General features: G+C 72.1%; 9 protein-coding genes and 1 pseudogene. 5 read left to right on the top strand and 5 right to left on the bottom strand.

What is annotated here, in order from left to right; genetic code table 11:
* Positions 1–5: 5 nt before the first annotated feature.
* Both O0S08_RS34865 and O0S08_RS34860 read right to left on the bottom strand, forming a co-directional pair.
* The gene (locus O0S08_RS34865) at positions 6–2,270 is read right to left on the bottom strand and encodes an amidohydrolase family protein (RefSeq protein WP_269033762.1); all 2,265 of its coding nucleotides are present in this window, start codon (positions 2,268–2,270) and stop codon (positions 6–8) included.
* Positions 2,267–2,497 carry a heavy-metal-associated domain-containing protein gene (locus O0S08_RS34860; RefSeq protein ID WP_269033761.1) on the bottom strand — a complete coding sequence of 77 codons (231 nt, stop codon included), beginning with the start codon at positions 2,495–2,497 and terminating at the stop codon, positions 2,267–2,269. Before O0S08_RS34860 ends, O0S08_RS34865 begins: the two co-directional genes overlap by 4 nt.
* Positions 2,498–2,664: 167 nt before the next feature.
* On the opposite strand from O0S08_RS34860, the pseudogene O0S08_RS34855 reads away from it, so the two are divergent.
* The 3 genes and pseudogenes from O0S08_RS34855 (at position 2,665) to O0S08_RS34845 (ending at position 6,285) form a co-directional block, all read left to right on the top strand.
* Positions 2,665–5,180 (top strand): annotated as a pseudogene (locus O0S08_RS34855) (heavy metal translocating P-type ATPase).
* A gap of 82 nt (positions 5,181–5,262) precedes the next feature.
* On the top strand, positions 5,263–5,655 hold the full coding sequence (locus tag O0S08_RS34850; protein ID WP_269033760.1) for a cupredoxin domain-containing protein: 393 nt from the start codon (positions 5,263–5,265) through the stop codon (positions 5,653–5,655).
* Positions 5,656–5,700: 45 nt separating this feature from the next.
* Complete coding sequence (locus O0S08_RS34845) at positions 5,701–6,285, top strand: sigma-70 family RNA polymerase sigma factor (RefSeq protein ID WP_269033759.1); 585 nt, start codon at positions 5,701–5,703, stop codon at positions 6,283–6,285.
* A 166-nt stretch (positions 6,286–6,451) separates the two neighbouring features.
* Here the strand turns inward: O0S08_RS34845 and O0S08_RS34840 are convergent, their stop codons facing one another.
* The 3 genes from O0S08_RS34840 to O0S08_RS34830 form a co-directional block, all read right to left on the bottom strand.
* Positions 6,452–7,546, bottom strand: a complete 1,095-nt coding sequence (locus O0S08_RS34840) for a PQQ-binding-like beta-propeller repeat protein (RefSeq protein ID WP_269033758.1) — start codon at positions 7,544–7,546, stop codon at positions 6,452–6,454.
* 335 nt (positions 7,547–7,881) lie between these two features.
* Positions 7,882–8,574, bottom strand: coding sequence for an MYXO-CTERM sorting domain-containing protein (locus tag O0S08_RS34835; RefSeq protein WP_269033757.1), 693 nt, complete (start codon positions 8,572–8,574; stop codon positions 7,882–7,884).
* 151 nt (positions 8,575–8,725) lie between these two features.
* Entirely contained in the window at positions 8,726–17,278 is an 8,553-nt protein-coding gene (locus O0S08_RS34830) for a non-ribosomal peptide synthetase/type I polyketide synthase (protein WP_269033756.1), read from the bottom strand.
* A gap of 388 nt (positions 17,279–17,666) precedes the next feature.
* On the opposite strand from O0S08_RS34830, the gene O0S08_RS34825 reads away from it, so the two are divergent.
* Positions 17,667–18,098, top strand: a complete 432-nt coding sequence (locus O0S08_RS34825; protein ID WP_269033755.1) for a carboxymuconolactone decarboxylase family protein — start codon at positions 17,667–17,669, stop codon at positions 18,096–18,098.
* A gap of 474 nt (positions 18,099–18,572) precedes the next feature.
* Positions 18,573–19,478, top strand: a complete 906-nt coding sequence (locus tag O0S08_RS34820) for an NAD-dependent epimerase/dehydratase family protein (protein WP_269033754.1) — start codon at positions 18,573–18,575, stop codon at positions 19,476–19,478.
* Positions 19,479–19,481 lie beyond the last annotated feature (3 nt).

The following is a 19,481-nucleotide window of genomic DNA, read 5'->3' as shown; positions in this document are numbered from 1 at the left end:
AGCGGTCACGGGGTGAACTCCGCGATTCGCCACAGCGCGGCCGGATCGTACATCCGGCCGCGCGCGACCACTGTCGTCACCTTGCGGACGTTGCGGATGTCGGCGATCGGATCGCCGGCCACGATCACCAGATCCGCCCGCTTCCCCGGTTCGATGGTGCCGACCTGCGCCTGCATGCCCATCATGCGCGCCGGCACGCTGGTGGCGGCCTGAATCGCCGCCATCGGCGAGAAGCCCGCCTGCACGTACAGCTCGAGCTCGCGGTGCAACGAATGGCCCGGCACCGAGATGTCCGTACCGGCGACGATCGGGACGCCGGCGCGGTGCAGCTCCCCCACGATCGCCAGGTAGTTGGAAAAGATCGCCCCGTCGAGGGCGGCCTGCGCGGGCGACGAACCATCGAACAGCCCGCGGAGCTCCAGCGGCAGCTTGGCGAGGCCGGGCTCGCGGCGCGCGTTCTCGTCGGCGGTGTGATTCATCAATTCGTAGAGCGCGAGGGTGTCGTCGAGCATCACCTTCTTCGCCGCGAAGGCGCGTACCACCTGCGCGAGCGGAGGCGCCTTGACGTCGGCGTCGGCGATCCGGCGACCCCGCGCCTCGCGCGACAGCTGCCCGACCTCGCCCGGAGCGAACAGCGGATCGAACAGGAACTGCACGTGGCTCACGCCGTCGTAGCCGGCGGCGATGGCCTCGAGGACGCTCATGCCCTCCGGCACGTGGCCGACCACCCGCATGCCGCGGCGGTGCGCCGCCTCGGCGATCGGCCGCACCAGCGCGGGCGCGACGCTCGAGTAGAGCTTGACCTCGAGACAGCCGGCGCGCTTGAGGCGATCGAGCACCGGCGCGATGTCTTCTCGCCGCTTGATCCGCACCGTCCCGAGCGCGCGCGGACCGTCGCCGTCGACGATGCCGCTCACGAGGATCCGCGGCCCCAGCCCCTTGCCCGCGTCGAGGGTGTCGCGGATGCCGGTCACGAACTCGAGGATGTTGCCGAGGTCGCGCACCGTGGTGACGCCGGCCGCCAGATACGCGGCGCCCTGCTCGACCTGCTGCACGTGCGCGTGCATGTCCCACAGGCCGGGGAGGATCGTGCTGCCGGAGACGTCGAGCGTCGATGCGCCGGGCGGGATAGGCGTCGACGCGCGCGGCCCGGCGGCGACGATCTTGTCGCCGTCGTAGACGACCACCGCGTCGCGCACCGTGGGGCGACCGGTGCCGTCGACGAGGTCGGCGCCGACGAGCGCCACCACGCCGGCCGGCCCTCGCGCCGCCGCTTGCCCGACCTCGGAGAGCCACGCGACGCCGTCGGCGCCCGCGCGCGACACGAGCTCCGGCAGGAGCGCGACGAACCCCTCGCGCGCGGCCTCGAAGTGATCGAACTCGGCGTCTCGCGTCACCACTGCGACGAGCCTGCCGGCGTCGTCGAGCCACGCGTCCTCGCGACCCCACACCAGCCCGCGCACGCTCACGTGCTCGAGCGTCACTCGCTTGCCCTCGACCTCGTGCTCCTGCTTGCCGCGCGACTCGATCGTCAGCGTCGCCGCGGGCAACAGCGTCATGGTCGCAGGGCGGCCGCGGGCCACCCACGCGCGGAGCAGCAGGTCCTGGGCGAGGATCGGGGCGTAGCCCGACGCGACGACGTACGCGCCGTCCGGCTCGCCGCGCACGGGCGCCTCGCCGACGCGGCTGTGAATGAACGAGCCGTCGGCCGCGACGAGGACGCGCTCGTCGATCGTCGACATCCGCGAGGTCTTCCCCCAGGCCTGATAGTCACGCGGCGCGCCGTCGGGCCCGAGCCGGAACGCCGCCGCGAGCGTCACCTGGCTGCCGCGATCCTGGAAGCCGAACGACGCCTTGGCCTCGAGCTGGCCCGCGCCGTCGCGCGTGTACGTGTCGCGCTCGACCCCGATCCGCTGCAGGAACTTGTGCAGGTGAAAGACGGTGGTCTCGACCACCTCGCGCTTCCCGTCCGGCGCCCCGGCCGGCCCCGCGCGGCCTTCGGGCGCCGCTTCGGCGGCGACGCCGGGCGCAGCCGGGGTCGCCACGGACGGCCCCGGCGACGGACGACACGCGACGCACGCGAGCAGGAGCGCGAACAGCGAGAGCCTCGACATCTCCGTCCGTATATCGGACGCAGCGCCCGGCTGTACAGCGCGGAGATCCACCCGCGCGACGAGGCCGGCGTCCCAGGTGGTGGGGCCGCCGCTGTCGCCGAGGGCGCCGGTGTTGCCGGCGTTTCGCTGAGCCCGCTCGTCGGCTCGGCGGTTCACGCGGCCGCCGCGAGGGAGGACTCGTAGCCGGCCTCGCGCAGCGCCGCGATCAAGCGGTGGACTGTCGCCTCGTTCGGGTCGTGATGCACGAGCACCTTGCCGTCGCGCAGCCGGACCTCGACCTCGGTGACCCCGTCCAGCTGCCCGAGAGCTTCGCGGATGTGACGGACACAGGACTGGCAGCTCATGCCCGGGACGTCGAGGATGGTTTCGTGATGCGTGTTCATGGCAGGTCTCCTTGCGGCGCGGCGTTTCGCGGCTCGCAGCGAGAAGACGCGGCGGGTCCCGGCGCATTACGGCGTGGCGCGCCGGTCGGAAGCGCCCGAGGCGCGCAGCTCCGCGCAGCCCCCCTGTAATGCCCGGCGGGGTGCGGCGTCAGCGAGTCGAGGACACCATGCCGAGCAACGCAGTCATTGCGAGCAGCGCCCAGGACGCTGCCTCCCACGCCGACCTGCCGATCGAGGGGATGACCTGCGCCAGCTGCGTCGTCCGGGTCGAGCGCGCCCTCAAGGCCGTCCCCGGCGTCGAGGAGGCGCACGTCAACCTCGTCACCGGGCGCGCGAGCGTCACCTTCGACCCATCCGCGGCGACGCCGGCGGCGCTCGCCCGGGCCGTCGAGGAGGCGGGTTACGAAGTGCCGGGCGACGCCGGTGACACGAGCGTCGAGCTGCCGATCGCGGGCATGACCTGCGCCAACTGTGTGCGGCGGATCGAGAAGGCGCTGCGCGCGGTCCCGGGAGTGCGCGAGGCGACCGTCAACCTGGTCACTCAGCGCGCGACCGTGAAGTTCGCGGCGGACACGACCTCGCGCGCGCGCTGGTCGAGGCGATCACGCAGGCCGGCTACTCCGTGCCGAACTTCGACGCCGCTCCGGCCGCGCGCTCCGGGGCGGCGACTCGCGCAGAGGCGCTCGAGCAGTCCGAGCAGCGGGAGCAGCGAGGCCTCCGCCGCGACTTCATCCTCGCAGCGACGCTCAGCGTCCCGCTGCTGGTCGTGGCGATGTCGCACGGCACCATCCCCGGCACCGAGGGCACGTTCGCTCGCTGGCTGCAATTCGCCCTCGCCACGCCGGTCGTCTTCGGCCCCGGCCGCCGGTTCCTGCGCCTGGCCTGGAAGGCGCTGCGCCACGGCGCGGCCGACATGAACACCCTCGTCAGCATCGGCACGCTCGCCGCGTGGGTCTACTCGACCGTCGCCCTGATGTGGCCCGGCCTGTTCCCGCACGCCGAGCACGGGGTGTCGCCGCACCTGTACTACGAGGCAGCCGCGGCGATCATCAGCTTCGTGCTGCTCGGCAAGCTGCTCGAGACGCGGGCGCGCCGGCGGCTGTCCGACGCAGTCCGCGGCCTGGTCGCGCTGGCGCCGAAGACCGCGCGGCGCGTCACCGACGGCCGCGAAGACGATGTCCCCGTCGAGTCGCTCGTGCCCGGCGATCACGTGCTCGTGCGACCCGGCGAGCGGATCCCGAGCGACGGCGTGGTGGTCCGCGGCGTCTCGGCCGTCGACGAGTCGATGTTGACGGGCGAGAGCATCCCCGTCGACAAGACGAAGGACGCGCCGGTGTTCGGCGGGACCCTGAACCAGAGCGGCGCGCTGGTCGTGCGAGTGACGCACACGGGCAGTGAGACTGCGCTGGCGCGGATCGTCGAGGCGGTCGAGCAGGCGCAGGGCTCGCGCGCCCCGATCGCGCGGCTCGCCGACGTCGTCAGCAGCTACTTCGTGCCGATCGTGCTGGCGATCGCCGCGGTCACGCTGCTCGCCTGGGTCGCCGTCGATCCGTCCGCGGCGGGCTTCGCGGCGGCGATCGAGCGCTTCGTCGCGGTGCTGGTGATCGCGTGCCCGTGCGCGCTCGGCCTGGCGACCCCGGCCGCGGTCGCCGTCGGCACCGGGCGCGGCGCCGAGCTCGGGATCCTCGTCAAGGGGGGAGCGGCGCTCGAGGCGGCGAGCCGCGTCGACACCGTGCTGCTCGACAAGACCGGCACGTTGACGGAAGGCAAACCGGCGCTGACCGACGTCGTGCCGAACGAGGGCTGGAGCGCCGCGGAGCTGCTGGCGCTGGTCGCTGCGGTCGAACGAGAGAGCGAACATCCGGTGGCGCGGGCGATCGTCGAGGGCGCCCGGGCGCGCGGGATCGAGGCCGAGAGCGTGAGCCGCTTCCGGATGGAGCCGGGCTTCGGGATCGAGGGGGACGTCGCCGGCCGGCTCGTGCTCGTCGGGACCGGCGCGTGGCTGGGCCGCAAGGGGATCGACGCTTCGAGCCTGGAGGCCGCGGCCGAGGCTCTCGCGGAGCGCGGGCGGACGCCCTCGTTCGTGGCGATCGACGGCGCCCTCGCCGGCCTCGTCGCCGTCGCGGATCGCCCGACCGCGGGCGCGCGGCAGAGCGTCGCCAGCCTGAGAGACATGGGGATCGAGGTGGCGATGGTGACCGGCGATCGCCGCAGCACCGCGGAGGCCATCGCTGCAGAGCTCGGCATCGACCGCGTGATCGCGGAGGTGCGGCCGGAGGACAAGGCGCGGGTGGTCGCCGACGAGCGGGCCCGCGGTCGAGTCGTGGCGATGGTCGGCGACGGGGTCAACGACGCGCCCGCGCTGGCCGGCGCGCACGTCGGAGTGGCGATCGGGACCGGCACCGACATAGCGATCGCGGCCGCCGACGTCGCGCTGCTGAGAGGCGGGATCTCGAGCTTGCCGATCGCGCTGCAGCTCGCACGGCGGACCTTGCGGACGATCCGGCAGAACCTGTTCTGGGCGTTCGTCTACAACGTGATCGGGATCCCGATCGCCGCCGGCGCGCTGTACCTGTGGACCGGCTGGCTGCTGTCGCCGGTGCTGGCGAGCGCGGCGATGTCGCTGTCGAGCGTGTCGGTGCTGACGAACTCGCTGCGCCTGCGGCGCTTCGCCGCGGCTTGACCCGGGCGGCGAACGTCGACCGGCGGGTGTAATGCCCCGCCGGCGGCCGCGTCAGCCCCTTTGACGAAAGACAAAAACGCGAATGCCGGAGATCACCATGCTCACAGTCATCCTCCCTGTCGTCCTGTCCCTCGGCGTCACCGCCGCCGTCAGCGTCCTCCCCGCGCAGGCCGGTGCCGCGACCGCCGCGCAAACCCGGGCGCTGCGTGAGATCGAGGTCGTCGTCGACGGTGATTATCGGCCCGGCCGGATCACCGTCGTCGAGGGTGAGCGCGTCCGCCTGAAGTTCGTTCGCCGGGACAAGTCGCCGTGCACGCGCGAGGTCGTGTTCGCCGCCCTCGACCTTCGCCGCGAGCTCCCGACCGATCGGCCGGTCATCCTCGAGATGCCCGCGCTCCCCGCCGGCGAGTACGAGTTCAAGTGCGGGATGAACATGATCCGGGGCGTGCTCGAGGTCGTGACGCGCAAGCCCTAGCAGGTCGCACTACACTCTTGGACGACAGCACGAGGAGGACAGGCCATGAGCGCACAGGAGACGCACGCCGAGCCGAAGCCGACGCCCGAAGTGGTGAGCCGGCTCGTCGCCAACCACCGCGAGTTCCTCGGCTTCCTGCAGGCGCGGGTCGGCAGCCGAGCCGTCGCCGAGGACATCCTGCAGGACGCGTTCGTGCGCGGCCTGAACAAGCTCGGCGACCTGCGCGACGACGAGGCCGCGATCGCCTGGTTCTACCGGCTGCTCCGCAACGCGGTGATCGATCGCCGGCGGCGCGACGCAGCGGCGGGACGTCGCCTCGACGCCCTGGCGGCCGAGCTCGATGAGGCGGTCGAACCCGCGCCGGAGCTGCGCGGCGCAGTGTGCCAGTGCGTGGCGCGGCTCGCCGACACGCTGAAGCCGGAGTACGCGGAGGCGCTGCGCCGCATCGAGCTCGACGGCCTCGCGGTCAAGGACTACGCGGCCGAGGCGGGCATCACCGCGAACAACGCCGCAGTGCGGGTGTTTCGAGCGCGCGAGGCGCTGAAGAAGCAGGTCGCCCGCTCGTGCGGCACCTGTGCCGAGCACGGCTGCCTCGATTGCACCTGCGGCGCCGGCGGCTGCGGCTCGTGACTGCGCAGACGGACGAACCGAGCCCGTCTCGAGGCGATCGGGACCATTCAACGGCGGCAGACCTCCGGGCCGACGTGGGACCGCGCCTCACGGCCCGCAATCACCGCCGCGAAGAAATGCAGCACCACCAGGAATGGTGGTACTGCGGGTCGCCAATCATCACGCTTCAATCGAACGAAACGACATAATAGTCGTCGAGGTCGTTGGCGCCGATGACCACCCGGCCGGCCTCGTCGATCGCCACTTCTTTGCCGTCGAGCTCCGTGCACGCCCGCTTCGTCGTCTCCGTCCCGTCCGCGTCGAGCACCACCGCGGCCGAGGCGCCGCCCAGCTCCATCGTCTGCCCGAGCACCGCGAGCTGGCCCTTCGCGTTCATCGCCATCGCGTCGACCCGCACCCCGAGCTCCTCCTCGGTGCGCTCCCACTCGAGCGTCCCGTCGACCGTGAAGCGAGCCACTCCGAGGGCTTGCTCGCCGACCGCGATGCCGCCGCCGGCGTCGACCGCGAACACTCGATCCGACTGCGCGTGCTCGCCCCAGTCCTCCTGCCACAGCAATTGGCCGTCGGCGTCCCGCGCCCAGAAGTCCGTGGTCGTGACGTAGAAACCGATGATCACGCCTTCGGCGCTGACGCCGGCGATCAGCGGATAGCCGGGATCTTGCATCTCCCACAGCTGCTGGCCGTCGGCGTCGTACTTGAAGATCCACGTGTCCCGCGTGACGACCGTGGTGCCGCCGGGGCCGGGCTTCGCGTGCGGCTGCGACAGGCCCTTCGCGTCGGGTTGGTACTCGACCTCCCACAGCTGCGCGCCGTGGACGTCGAACTTGCGCAGGCGGTGGATCGAGTCGTCCTCGTGGAAGACCAGCAGCAGGTCGTCCTGATCGTCGATGCCGTACCAGTTCGGCGACGTGTCGGCGAAGTCCATCGTTCCCACGACCAGCCCCGACGGGTCGATGTCGAGCACGTGATAATCTCCGTCGCGGTAGCCCGTGCGCACGTGCTGGCGCGAATCGACGGCGAGCCCGCGGATCGACGCGAGCCACGGAAACGGATGAACCCAGCGCACGTCGGTGCAGCCGAGCGCGCTGCCGCCGTCAGGGCCGCCCGAGGTCGTGGGCGCAGTCGTCGTCTCGTCGTCGTCGGTGCTCGCAGTCGTCGAGGTCGAGGTCGTGCTGGCCGTCGCCGAATCCTGCCCCGGCGGCCCCGGATCGCACGCAGTCACTGCCACCACCCAAGCCAGGCAAAAGCGCGGATCATTCATGGGCGGAAAGCCTAGCCCGCCTCGCCACGCGCCACAATCCGGAGGCGCCGGACCTGTCTGGAGGAACAGCTCCGCATCCCGGCTCCAGACGAGCGTGTAGGCCCGAGCCCGCCCTGCAGCGACATCGCAGCCGCCTCGCCGGGGACCACGAGCTGCATGCACCGCCGTCGACGCGGAGGTCGTGAGCGGCGATCTCGTCGTCGTAGCGACGCTCCGACCGCGTGGTACACCCGGGTCGTGTCCACCGCGCGATCGACCGCTCGCCGCGCGCTCCTCCTCGTCTTCAGGTGCATGGGCGCGGCGCTCGGCTGTGCCACCGCCGCGACGCCGTCTGCTCAGCGGCGCCGGCGGAACAGCAGCAGCGGCGCGGCGAGCCACAAGAGAGCGCTGCTCGATTCGTTCGTCGCCTGGCAGCCGCAGCCGTCGTCCTTGGAGTTGTTGCTGCCGGTGTCCGCGCCCTTGGTGGTGTCACCGGTGGTGCTGGTGCCGTCGCCGGTGGTGCCGGGCCCCGTGGTGTCGGGCCCCGTGGTGCCCGGATCGGTGGTCCCGCCGGTGGTGACGGGATCGGTGGTGCCGGGAGACGTGGTGCTCGTGGTCTCGGTGCCGTCCGTCGAGGTGGAGCCGTCGGTCGTCGTGGCCGAGGCCTCGACCGTGATCGTGATGTTTTCGGAAGACGCGCTTCCGATGAAGTCGTCGGAGGCGATGACGCGCAGCACGTGCTCACCGGGCTCCAGCGTGACCTCGAAGGTCGCCTTGCCGTCGGGGCACTCGGTCGAGGTGTCGCACTTGCCGATGGCCGTGGCGTTGTTGTCAGGACCGACGTACAGCTCGACGTACAGGGCGGGGACGTCGGTGCATCCGCCGGTGTCGCAGTACTCGACGTCGCCGTACTTCGCCTGGACGGTGAACGGCGAGGTGACGACTGCGCCGTCGGGCGGTGAGAGGATCTGGGGGTCGGGGGCGGCGCTGGCGAGCGTGCACCAGGCGAACGCAGCGGCGAACGCGACGCGAGGGGCTACTTCAAGCAAGGACATCATGCTCGTCATGGTAGACGGGAGGGACCCCTTGCAGCAAGAGCGTGGCCGCGCTGCAAGGTCGGCGTCGCGTGTCGGCACGCGCCCCCTCCGTGAGGCGCTCCTTCGATCGCTCGTCGACCAATGGAGGCGCTCGCGGTGCGGTTCACGGGAGGAGCTCGCGCAGGCGGTGGGCGATGGTTTCGACGTTCGGGCGGAAGTTCATGGTGATGTGGTTCCCTGGCACCGCATGGACCTCGAGGCCGTGTTGCACGAGCCCTTGCCAGCCGCGCTCCGGGGTCGTCGAGTTGTAGCCGTCGGCCTCGCTCGCGCGGAAGAACAGTGCGCGCCCGGGGTACGGCCGCGGGGTGTAGCGCAGCATCGCCTCGCAGTTGACGGCGAAGAGGCGCAGGAAGTGACGCACGCGCGCGGGCTCGAGGTCGGGCAGCATGCGTCCGGCGAGCCCGGCCCGCGCGGCGAAGTAGCGCAGCTGCTCGTCGGGGGCGAGCTCCTGCAGCCGCGTCGACGCGACCGGCAGGCCGCCGCCCACGCCGAGGAGATACGTCAAGATGTCCGCGTCGCCGTCGAGCCTGGGCGGCATGTGCCCCGGGCTGGGCGAGTCGATCAGGGCCAGCAGGGCGGTGCGCTCGCCCGCGGCGTGGAGCTGCTGCGCCATCTCGTAGGCGACGAGGCCGCCGAACGAGGCGCCGCCGAGGCGGTACGGCCCCTCGGGCTGGATCGACCGGATCGCGGCGAGGTAGCGGGCCGCCATGGCCTCGATGCATGCGAGTGGTTCGGCCTCGCCGTCGATGCCCTGGGCCTGGATGCCGTGGACCGCCTGCCCGGGCCCGAGGCTGCGGGCGAGGTCGCGGTAGAAATAGACGTGTCCGCCGACCGGGTGGACCAGGAACAGCGCGCGCTGCGGATCGCCGGTCTGGATCTGGACGAGCGTCGGCCCTTCGCTCCGCGCTCGCGCGCGACCGACTTCGTGCTCGGGTGACGATTCGCGGCGCGCGAGGAGCCCGGCCAGGCCGGCGATCGTCGGTGCGGTCAACAGGCAGTGCATGGGCAGGTCGGCGCCGAGGACCTCGCGCAACCTGGCGATCACCTGGACTGCCATGAGCGAATCGCCGCCGAGCTGGAAGAAGTCGTCCTGGACGCCGACACACGCGATGCCGAGGAGCTCCTGCCAGACGTCGGCGATCCGGCGCTCGATCGCGGTGGACGGCGCGACGTATTCGACGGCGAGATCGGGGCGCGGATGACTCGCGCGCGGGAGGCCGGCGGCCGTCTCGCTCGCAGCAGGCGGTGCGAGCGAGACGGCCGCGTCTCGCTCGAGCCGCGCCTGCAGCTCCTGCTTCGAGACGAGGACCTGCGGCAGGGCGCACGACAGGACCCGCTCGAACGCGTCGACGCCCTCGGCGGGCGACAGGTATTGGCTCGTGTCCGCGAGCCATCCGCGGGACTGCGACGAGAAGCGGGCGGCCATGCCGATGTCCTGCCAGCCGTCCCAATCGATGGAGACGATCGGGGCGCCGTCGGTCGCGGCGCGGTGCTGCGCGAATGCGTCGAGGAAGGCGTTGGCGGCGCAATAGTCGACCTGACCGAACACGCCCAGGATCGACGCGAGGGACGAGCACAGCGCCAGGAAGTCGAGCGGCACGTCGCGGAGCAGCGCGTCGAGGACCAGAGTGCCGCGGAGCTTCGCCGCGAAGGTGGCCTCGATCTGCGCGCTCGTCTGGCCCTGGGTGAGGCCGCCGCCGGCGATGCCGGCCGCATGGACGACGCCGTCGATGCGCCCGAATCGTTCACAGGCGCGGCGGAGCACCGCCTCCATCGCTGCACGATCGGCGACGTCCGCGGCGACGAGCAACACTTCGGCTCCGAGTTGCTCGATCTGCAGGACCTTGCGGATCTTGGGTTGAACCGCGGCCGCCGGCGGGTCCGCGCGCTCGAGCCACCGGGGCCATTCTTCTCGCGGCGGCAGCGTCGAGCGCCCGACCAGCACCAGCTTCGCCTGCGCCGTCCTGGCGAAGTGCTCGGCGAGAGCGAGGCCGAGGCCGCCGAGGCCGCCGGTGAGCAGATAGACGCCGCCGGGCTTGAGGCGGACGGCCGCGCGCGCGTCGGGCCGCTCGAGCCGGACTGGCTCGAAGGTCTGCGTCCAGCGCTCGCCGCCGCGGTAGGCGATCACCGCGTCCTCGCGCTGCGCCGCCAGCTCGCCGGCCAATCGGTCGAGGAGCCGTCGCTCCTGGAAGCTCCCCGGCGGCGGGATCGTGACATCGATGCTGGTGCAGCGCAGGTTCGGGTACTCCCTGGGGAGCGCCTTGCAGGCGCCGAGGACCGTCGCGCGCTCGGGGCAAGGCACGTCCGCGTCGCCGATCCTTTGCACGCCGCTGGTGACGACCGCGAGGCGGATCGGGTCGGCGTTGCGGCGACCGAGGGCCTGGACGAGGCGGAGCAGGCTGTGGACCCCGAGCATGAGCCCGCGTTCGAGCCGTGACTCGAGCGCGTCCTCGACGGGCGCGACGCCCCACAGGTGCGCGATGGTCCGCGGCGACGTCCCCTGGGCGGCGAGGGCGTCGACGAGGGCGTCGTAGTCGGCGGGCCGACGCGGATCGATGCGGAAGCGGCGGGCGTCTTCTCGCACGAAGCGCTCGCCCGCGGCGACGGAGACGACCTCGAAGCCGTCGGTGACGAGCCGTGCGGCGAGTCGGTCGCCGAGGCCGAGGCCGTCGACGAACAGCAGGCAGGGCCCGCGCTCCGCGGCGGGCGTCCGCGGCGGCGGCGATGATTGCTTCCATGCCGGGACGTAGAACCAGTCGGTGATCGGCTCGCGCGCGGGCGCAGGACGGGGGGCGTGCGCGGGCGTCACGGGGTCGATCCAGTAGCGCTGTCGCTCGAACGGGTAGGTCGGCAGGCGCACGCGGCGGCGGCGTTCACGGGCGTGGAAGGCGGTCCAGTCGACGCGGAGCCCGGTGAGCCACATGCGGCCGAGCGCGCGCAGCATCGACGCGACGTCCGACTCGACCTCGTGTGCGCGCCGGAGCGACGCGAGCGCGAGCACCTGCGGCGTCGCTTCGAGCTGCTGCTTGACCAGAGTCGACAGAGTCCGTCCCGGCCCGACCTCGAGCAAGAGCCGGCGCGGATCTGCGAGCAGCTGCCCGAGCCCCGCGGCGAAGCGGACCGGCCGGCGCAGGTGCTGCCCCCAGTACTCGGGGCTCCGCGCTTCGTCCTCGGTGATCCACGTGCCGGTGACGTTCGAGAGGTACGGGATCCGCGGGGCGCCGAGGCGCATGGTGCGGACGAGCGCGACGAACGGCCCCTGGACCGGATCCATCAGCGCCGAGTGGAAGGCGTGCGAGGTGCGGAGCCGCTGTGATTCGACGCGCGCCGCGGCGAGCCGCGCCTGGAGCTCGTCGATCGCGTCGACCGGGCCGGCGACCACGCAACGCGACGGGGCATTGATTGCGGCGACGGTCAGCGCGGGCGACAGATAGGCGGCGACGTCCGCCTCGGACAGGGCGACTGCCAGCATGGCGCCGCGCGTGGCGGTCTGCATCAGTCGGCCGCGGGCGGCCACCAGCGAGAGGGCGTCGTCGAGGTCGAGGACGCCGGCGATGCAGGCGGCGACGTACTCGCCGACGCTGTGGCCGATCATCGCCGCCGGCTGGACGCCCCAGCTCATCCACAGCCGCGCGAGCGCGTACTCGATGGTGAACAGGGCCGGCTGGGTGAGCGCAGTCTGCTCGAGGCGCGCGCGCGCGGCCTCGACGTCGTCCGCGTTCGGGAACATCACCTCGCGGAGGTCGAGGCCGAGCGGGGCCAGCAGGGCGTCGGCGCAGCGGTCGACCTCGGCGCGGAACACCGGCTCGATCGCGTACAGCTCGCGGCCCATGTCGACGTATTGCGAGCCCTGCCCCGGGAACATGAACACCACGCCGCGCTCGCCCGCGTCCGCCTCGGCGGTGAGCACCCGACCCGTGTCCGGCGCGGCGAGGGCGTTCGCGGCGTCCTCGAGGTCGCGGCAGACGAGCGCGCGCCGGTGCGACCACTCCTTGCGGCCGACGTGGAGCGTGTAGCCGACGTCGGCGAGGTCGAGCTCCGGGTGCGCGACCAGGTGCTCGCGCAAGTTGGTCGTCATCGCCGCGAGCGCCGGCCTCGTCCGCGCCGACAGCAGCACGAGCTGCCACGGCCGCGACGGACCGGCAGCGTCCGCCTCGGGCGCCTCCTCGAGCACCGCGTGCGCGTTGGTGCCGCCCATGCCGAACGAGCTGACGCCGGCGCGCCGGGGCAGCTCGCCGCGCGGCCACTCGCTCAAGGCGGTGTGGACGCGGAAGGGGCTGGCGGCGAAGTCGATCTCCTGGTTCGGCGCCGAAAAGTGCAGGCTCGGCGGCAGCTGCCGGTGCGCGAGCGCGAGCGCGACCTTGATGAGGCCGGCGACGCCGGCGGCGACGTCGAGGTGACCGAGGTTGGTCTTCACCGAGCCGATCGCGCAGAACTGCCGCCGCTCGGTGCCGCTGCGGAAGGCTCGCGTCAGCGCGGCGATCTCGATCGGGTCCCCGAGCCGGGTGCCGGTGCCGTGCGCCTCGACGTAGCCGATCGTGTCGGGCGCGACGTCGGCGACCGCGTGGGCCTGGACGATCGCCTCCGCCTGGCCCTCGACGCTCGGCGCGGTGTAGCCGGCCTTGAAGGCGCCGTCGTTGTTGATCGCAGTGCCGCGAATGACGGCGTAGATCGGGTCGCCGTCGGCGACGGCGTCGGCGAGCCGCTTCAACAGGACGACGCCGACCCCGTTGCCCGGGACGGTCCCCGCGGCGCGGTCGTCGAAGGCCCGGCAGCGGCCGTCGGGGGCCAGGATCATGCCCTCGCGGTGGTGGTAGCCGGAGACCAGCGGGAAGCTGAGCGAGACCCCGCCCGCGAGCGCCAGATCGCATTGATCGTCGAGCAGGCTGCGACACGCCATGTGGATCGCGACGAGGGAGGTCGAGCAGGCGCTCTGCACCGCCACGCTCGGACCCTTGAGATCGAGCGCGTAGGAGACGCGGGTGGGCAGCGAGTCCGCCACGTTGGTCAAGAACAGCGGGTAGCCGATCGCCCGTCGCAGCTCGGTGTTGGGATGGAGGTTGTGTAAATAATAGGTGTCCGTGGCGCTCGCGCCGGCGAATACGCCGACCGTGCCAGGGCTCGCGGCAGGGTGGTGGCCGGCGTCCTCGAGCGCCTCCCAGGCGCACTCGAGGAACAGGCGGTGCTGCGGGTCGAGGATCTCGGCCTCGCGCGGCGTGAAGCCGAAGAAGGAGGCGTCGAAGCCGGCGACGTCGTCGACGATGCCCCTGGCCTTGACGTACTTCGGATCGTTCAAGACGTCGAGCTCGACGCCGGCGGCCCGCAGCTCGTCGTCGCTGAAGCGGCGGATCGAGTCGACGCCGGCGCACAGGTTGTGCCACAGCTCGGCGACGCTGCGCGCGCCGGGGAACCGCCCGGACATGCCGATGATCGCAATGCCGTCGCACCGGGCGCCCGCGGCGAGGCCTCGCTGCCGCTTCGCCCGCTCCCGTGCGCGCTCGAAGCCGGGCAGGGCGATCGCGGCGCCGCCCAGGTGCTCCGCCAAACTGCGGAGCGTGGGGAAGCGGAACAGGTCGGTCATCGCCAGCGGCTGTCCGAGCGCCCGCGTGAGGGCGTCGTGGACCTGCGCGGCCAGCAACGAGTTGCCGCCGAGATCGAAGAAGTTGTCGTGCGGACCGACGCGGTCCAGCCGGAGAGAGCGCTGCCAGATCGCGGCGAGGGTCGCTTCGGTGGCGCCGGCGAGCTCGCCCGGCCCGGCGGGGCCGCGGCGCCCGAACTCGGCGAGCGCGGCGCGGCGATCGACCTTGCCGTTCGGCAGGACGGGCAGGCGATCGACGAGGCGGAACGACGCGGGCACGAGGTGCTCGGGAGCCCTGCGCGAGAGCCAGCGCCGCAGCTCGGCCTCGCTCGGCGCGGCGACGGTCGGTCGCGGGACGACGAGGGCGACCAGGCGGCGCTCCGCGGCGAGCTCCCCCGCGACGACTGCGACGACGTCCTGCACGTGTTCGTGACCGCGGAGCAGGGCCTCGACCTCGCCGAGCTCGACGCGGAAGCCGCGGATCTTCACCTGCGTGTCGGCGCGGCCGAGGAAGACGATCCGGCCGTCGGGGAGCGTGCGGACGAGGTCTCCGGTCCGGTACATCCGCTCGCCGGGGGTGCCGCTCCACGGGTCGGGGAGGAACCGCTCCGCGGTGAGCCCGGGCCGGCCGAGATAGCCCTGCGCGAGGCCGAGGCCGGCGAGCCAGAGCTCCCCGGGGACACCGACCGGGACCGGGCGCAGCCAGGCGTCGAGGACGTGACAGCGCATGTTGGCGATCGCCCGGCCGATCGGGACGATCGCGTCGTCGCCGACGCACTCGCAGGCGGTCGCGTAGACGGTCGCCTCGGTGGGGCCGTAGGCGTTGAAGAACCGGCGCCCCGACGCCCAGCGAGCGACGAGCGCGGGCGGGCAGGCCTCGATCCCGGTGACGATCGTCGTCAACGCCGGCAACGACGCCGGCGCGTCCTCGGGGAGCACTGCCAGGACCGACGGCGGCAGCAACGCGACAGTGACCGCCTGCTCGCGCAGCGTCGCCATCAAGGCCGGCCCCGGCATCATCGCCGCGGACGAACCGAGCACGAGCGTGGCCCCGGCGGTCAATGAGAGCACGATCTCCCACACCGACACGTCGAACGACAGCGACGCGAACTGCAGCACGCGGCTGCCCCGCTGCACGCCGATCTCCGCGCGCTGGGAGCCGAACAAATTGCACAGGCCGCGGTGCGGCAGCGCCACGCCCTTCGGCGTGCCCGTGGAGCCGGAGGTGTAGATCACGTAGGCGAGGTCGTCGAGGCTGGCGCCGGAGGGCCGATCGCCGCCGCAGTGAGCGGCGATCGCAGCCCGGTCGCGGTCGAGGACCACGAGCGAGGCCGCGGTCGAGGGCAGGCGATCGACGAGGTGCGCCTGGGTCACGAGCACGGTCGCGCCGGCGTCGTCGAGCATGAATCGCAGCCGCTCGCCCGGGTAGACCGGATCGAGCGGCACATAGGCGCCGCCGGCCTTGGCGACGGCGAGCAGGCCGACCAGCACGTCGATCGATCGCTCGAGGCACAGGCCGACGCGCGACCCCGGCCGCACGCCGCGGGCCCGCAGGTGACGCGCGAGTCGGTTGGCGCGCGTGTTCAGCTCGCCGTAGGTGATCGTAGTGGTCCCGTCGACGGCCGCGAGCGCGTCGGGTGCCTCGCGCACGCGGGCCTCGAACACCTCGTGGAAACACTGCTGCTCGGGCAGGCGCACCTCGGTATGGTTCCACGCGGCGCGCTGCTCCTGTTCGCGGTCGGTCAGCAGCGTCAGCGCGCGCAGCGGGAGCCCCGGCCGCGCGCCGAGATCGCGCAACAGCGCCGCGTAGTGGCCGGCCATCCGCGCGACTGTCTCGCCCGCGAACAGGTCGGTCCTGTACTCGATGTACAGGCGAATTCCCTCCGGGACGTCGTGCAGGTCGAAGGTCAGGTCGAACATCGCGGCGCCGGTGGTGGCGCCGTGATGCGTCATCGTCGCCCCGCGCAAATGGGCGGAGGCGACGCGATGGATGGCGGCCTGAAACAGCGGAGTCGCGCCGGGATCGCGGCGCGGCCGCAGCTCGTGGACGAGGGCCTCGAACGGGAGCGCCGCGTGCTCGCGGGCCCCGCGGAGCACCTCGTCGACCCGGCGGACGAACTCGCAGCCTGGCAGCTCCTGGTCGACGCGCGCGCGGAGGACCACTGTATTCAGCAGAGGACCGACGATCGTCCGCTTCTCCGCGGTGTCCCGGTCGGCGACGATCGTCGCCACCGCGAGGTCGGCCTGGCCGGTGTAGACCGCGAGGAGCGTGTAATACGCGGCGAGCATCACGGTGAACAGCGAGACGCCCTCGCGGCGGGCCAGCGCCCGCAGCGGATCGAGGAGGGCGCCGGGGAGCAGCTCTTCGTGGACATCGCCGCGATCGCTGACGACCGCGGGTCGCGGGCGATCGGCGGCCAGCGCGAGCCCGGCCGGCAGATCCGCGAGCTGGTGTTTCCAGTAGCGGAGCAGCCGCGCTCGCACCTCGTCGCTCAGGGCCTGTCGCTGCAGCGCGGCGTAATCCGCTATCTGGAGCCGCGCCGGCGTGAGCTGGGGGCGGCGGCCGGCGGCCAGTGATTCGTAGCACTCGAGCAGCTCGGGGAGCAGGATCTTGTACCCCGAGTATCCGTCGATGACGATGTGATGGATGCAGAGGAGGAGCTTGAAGCGCTCGTCGGCGAGGCGGACGAGCAGCGCCCGAAACAGGGGACCGCGCGCCAGATCGATCGGCCGCCGCAGCTCCTCCGTGGCGATCCGCTGCAGCTCCGCCGCGCGTTCGCTCGCCGGCGGGACCGCGCCGTCGGGCCCCGGAGCGTCCAGCGCGAGCAGCGGGAGGCGCAGCGCCGGCGCGGGCCGGACGATCTGCACCGGGCCGCCGTCCTGCGCGACGAAGATCGTCCGCAGCGCCGCGTGGCGCCGCACGAGCGTGGCGAGGCTCCGCTCCATGGCGTCGGCGTCGACGGCGAACGGCAGGTCGATCGACCACAAGGTGTTGTAGACCGGAGACTCCGGGTCGAGTCGAGCGAGCACCCAGAGTTGTTCTTGCATGGCGGAGAGCGGTCTCTCCGACGAATCCATGGCGTTCGAATCGAGCATTGGACGCACCCATGGCGCAAGCCGGCCGGGCTGGACCTGCGAGGAACGAGGCACTTGCGCACGACGGCGCCGAGCGGGCTCGGATCTGCCGCTCGCGTGGACCCCCAGGCGGGCCCTCGACCGGCAAGTGACCAGCGCCCGCGTTTCAATTTCGCCGGCTGAAAATCGCCCCCCAGCTCGACGCGCAGGTCGGCCGAAGAGACACCGCAGGACGAGGCCCTCTCTCGGCTCGGTCTTCCCTGAGAAGCCCGAACTGCGCGACGCCCCAGCGGCGATCCGCGCACCCCGCGCGGAGCGCCTCGAAAAAATTCTTTGTCGCGTGTCACAACCCGGCCGGCTCGCTCTTCAAGCCTGTGAAGGAACCGACACCATGAGCGACACCCAACCCATCCGGCTCGACCTGCTGCTCCCCGACGTCATCAAGGCGGTGATGGCCTTGCACCGCGAGATCGAGGCCCTCGGCTTCGACCGTACCATCAAGCACCTGGTGGTCACGCGGGCCTCGCAGATCAACGGCTGCGCCAACTGCCTCAAGATGCACCTCCGCGAGGCCCGCGAGCACGGCGAGACCCAGGACCGGCTCGACCGCCTCATCGTCTGGGAGCACGTCTCCGACTTCACCGAGCCCGAGAAGGCCGCGCTGGCGTGGACCGAGGCGCTCACCGTCCTCGACCGCAAGACCGACTACGGGCCGCTGCGAGCGCGCCTGCGGCGGCACTTCAGCGACCAGCAGATCGCGGCGCTGACCGCCGGCATCGGCCTGATCAACCTCGCCAATCGCATGCAGGTCTCGATGCACTGACCCGAGGCGCCTCGCCCGCGCGCGGGCGCTTCTCGAGCATCACCGCTCGTCGAGCGGGCCGCCGGATCCCCTGGGCTCGGGCGCGGAGCAGGCGCTCGCCGTAAAGTCGCGCGTACGTGACTGTCGCGGGGCTCACACGGAAGGTGCAGCCGTGGCCGCGCCTGGAGATGCTCTGTCCGATTGAATTCGAGCGGCTGGATCTCGAACTGCATCGGACGCCGTTTTCTCGCCTGCGCCCGATCCGGTTTGACCACCGCACAAAGCATATTCAGCCTTCACGGCGAAAGGATCCGGCATCGGCGGGGCCCGAGGGCAAATTCGAGCGAATGATCGCACTCCTGTGATCGCGGCGGTTCTCGCCACCGGTGTCATCATCCGCACATTTCGTGGCGCGCCGAGAGCGGCGGCCGGGCGAATGAGCGTATATCGATTCCGTGCCGCTCTGCCCAGTTCCGCCTCGCCCGGGGCAACCTCTTGACTCATTCAATTCTGATCACCGGATCTGAAGGCCTCGTCGGCACCGCGCTGGTGCACCAACTGCGAGGCCGCGGATGCGAGCTGCGCACCCTGGATCTTCGTGCTCCCGAGGCAGAGGACGTGCGCGACCGGGGCGCTGTCGCCCGCGCCGTCGCCGGTTGCAGCGGCATCGTTCATCTGGCGGCGGTCTCTCGGGTCATCTGGGGCGAGCGAGACCCGGCGCTGTGCGAGGCGGTCAACATCGGCGGTACTCGCGTGGTGCTGGAGGCGGCGGCCGCGGCGCCTCAGCGGCCGTGGGTGGTGTTCGCCAGCAGCCGCGAGGTCTACGGCCAACCCGACGAGCTCCCCGTCGACGAGGACGCTCGGCTCGCGCCCATCAACGTCTACGGGCGCAGCAAGGTCGCCGGCGAACAGCTCGTGGTCGAGGCGCGGCGGCACGGTCTGCGCACCGCGATCGTGCGCCTGTCGAACGTGTACGGCAACCCTGCGGACCACCCGGATCGGGTCGTCCCGGCGTTCGTACGCGCCGCTGTGCGCGGTGCCCTGTTACGTGTCGATGGGTCGGGCCACACCTTCGATTTCACGCACGTCCGGGATGTCGCCCGCGGCCTCCTGGGAGTGGTCGACTTGCTGGCCGGCGGTGAATCACCGCCGCCGATACACTTCCTTACGGGCCAGCCGACCACCCTCGGCGAACTCGCGGCTCTCGTCATCCAGCACGCGAGCTCTTCCTCCGCCGTCGTCGAGGCGCCGCCGCGCGGCTTCGACGTCGCCCGCTTCTATGGCTCGCCCGGGCGGGCCCAGGCCTTGCTCGGATGGACGCCGCAGGTGTCCTTGCGCGAGGGCCTCGCGGAGATGATCGCGGTCATTCGCGCCGAGAGTTCCGGGGCCGAACCCTTGTGACGG

The sequence above is a fragment of the Nannocystis punicea genome (assembly GCF_026965555.1).
Taxonomy (GTDB): Bacteria; Myxococcota_A; Polyangia; order Nannocystales; family Nannocystaceae; genus Nannocystis; species Nannocystis punicea.
Note: the sequence above shows the minus strand (reverse complement) of the source record. Positions and strands in the feature narration are given on the sequence as shown.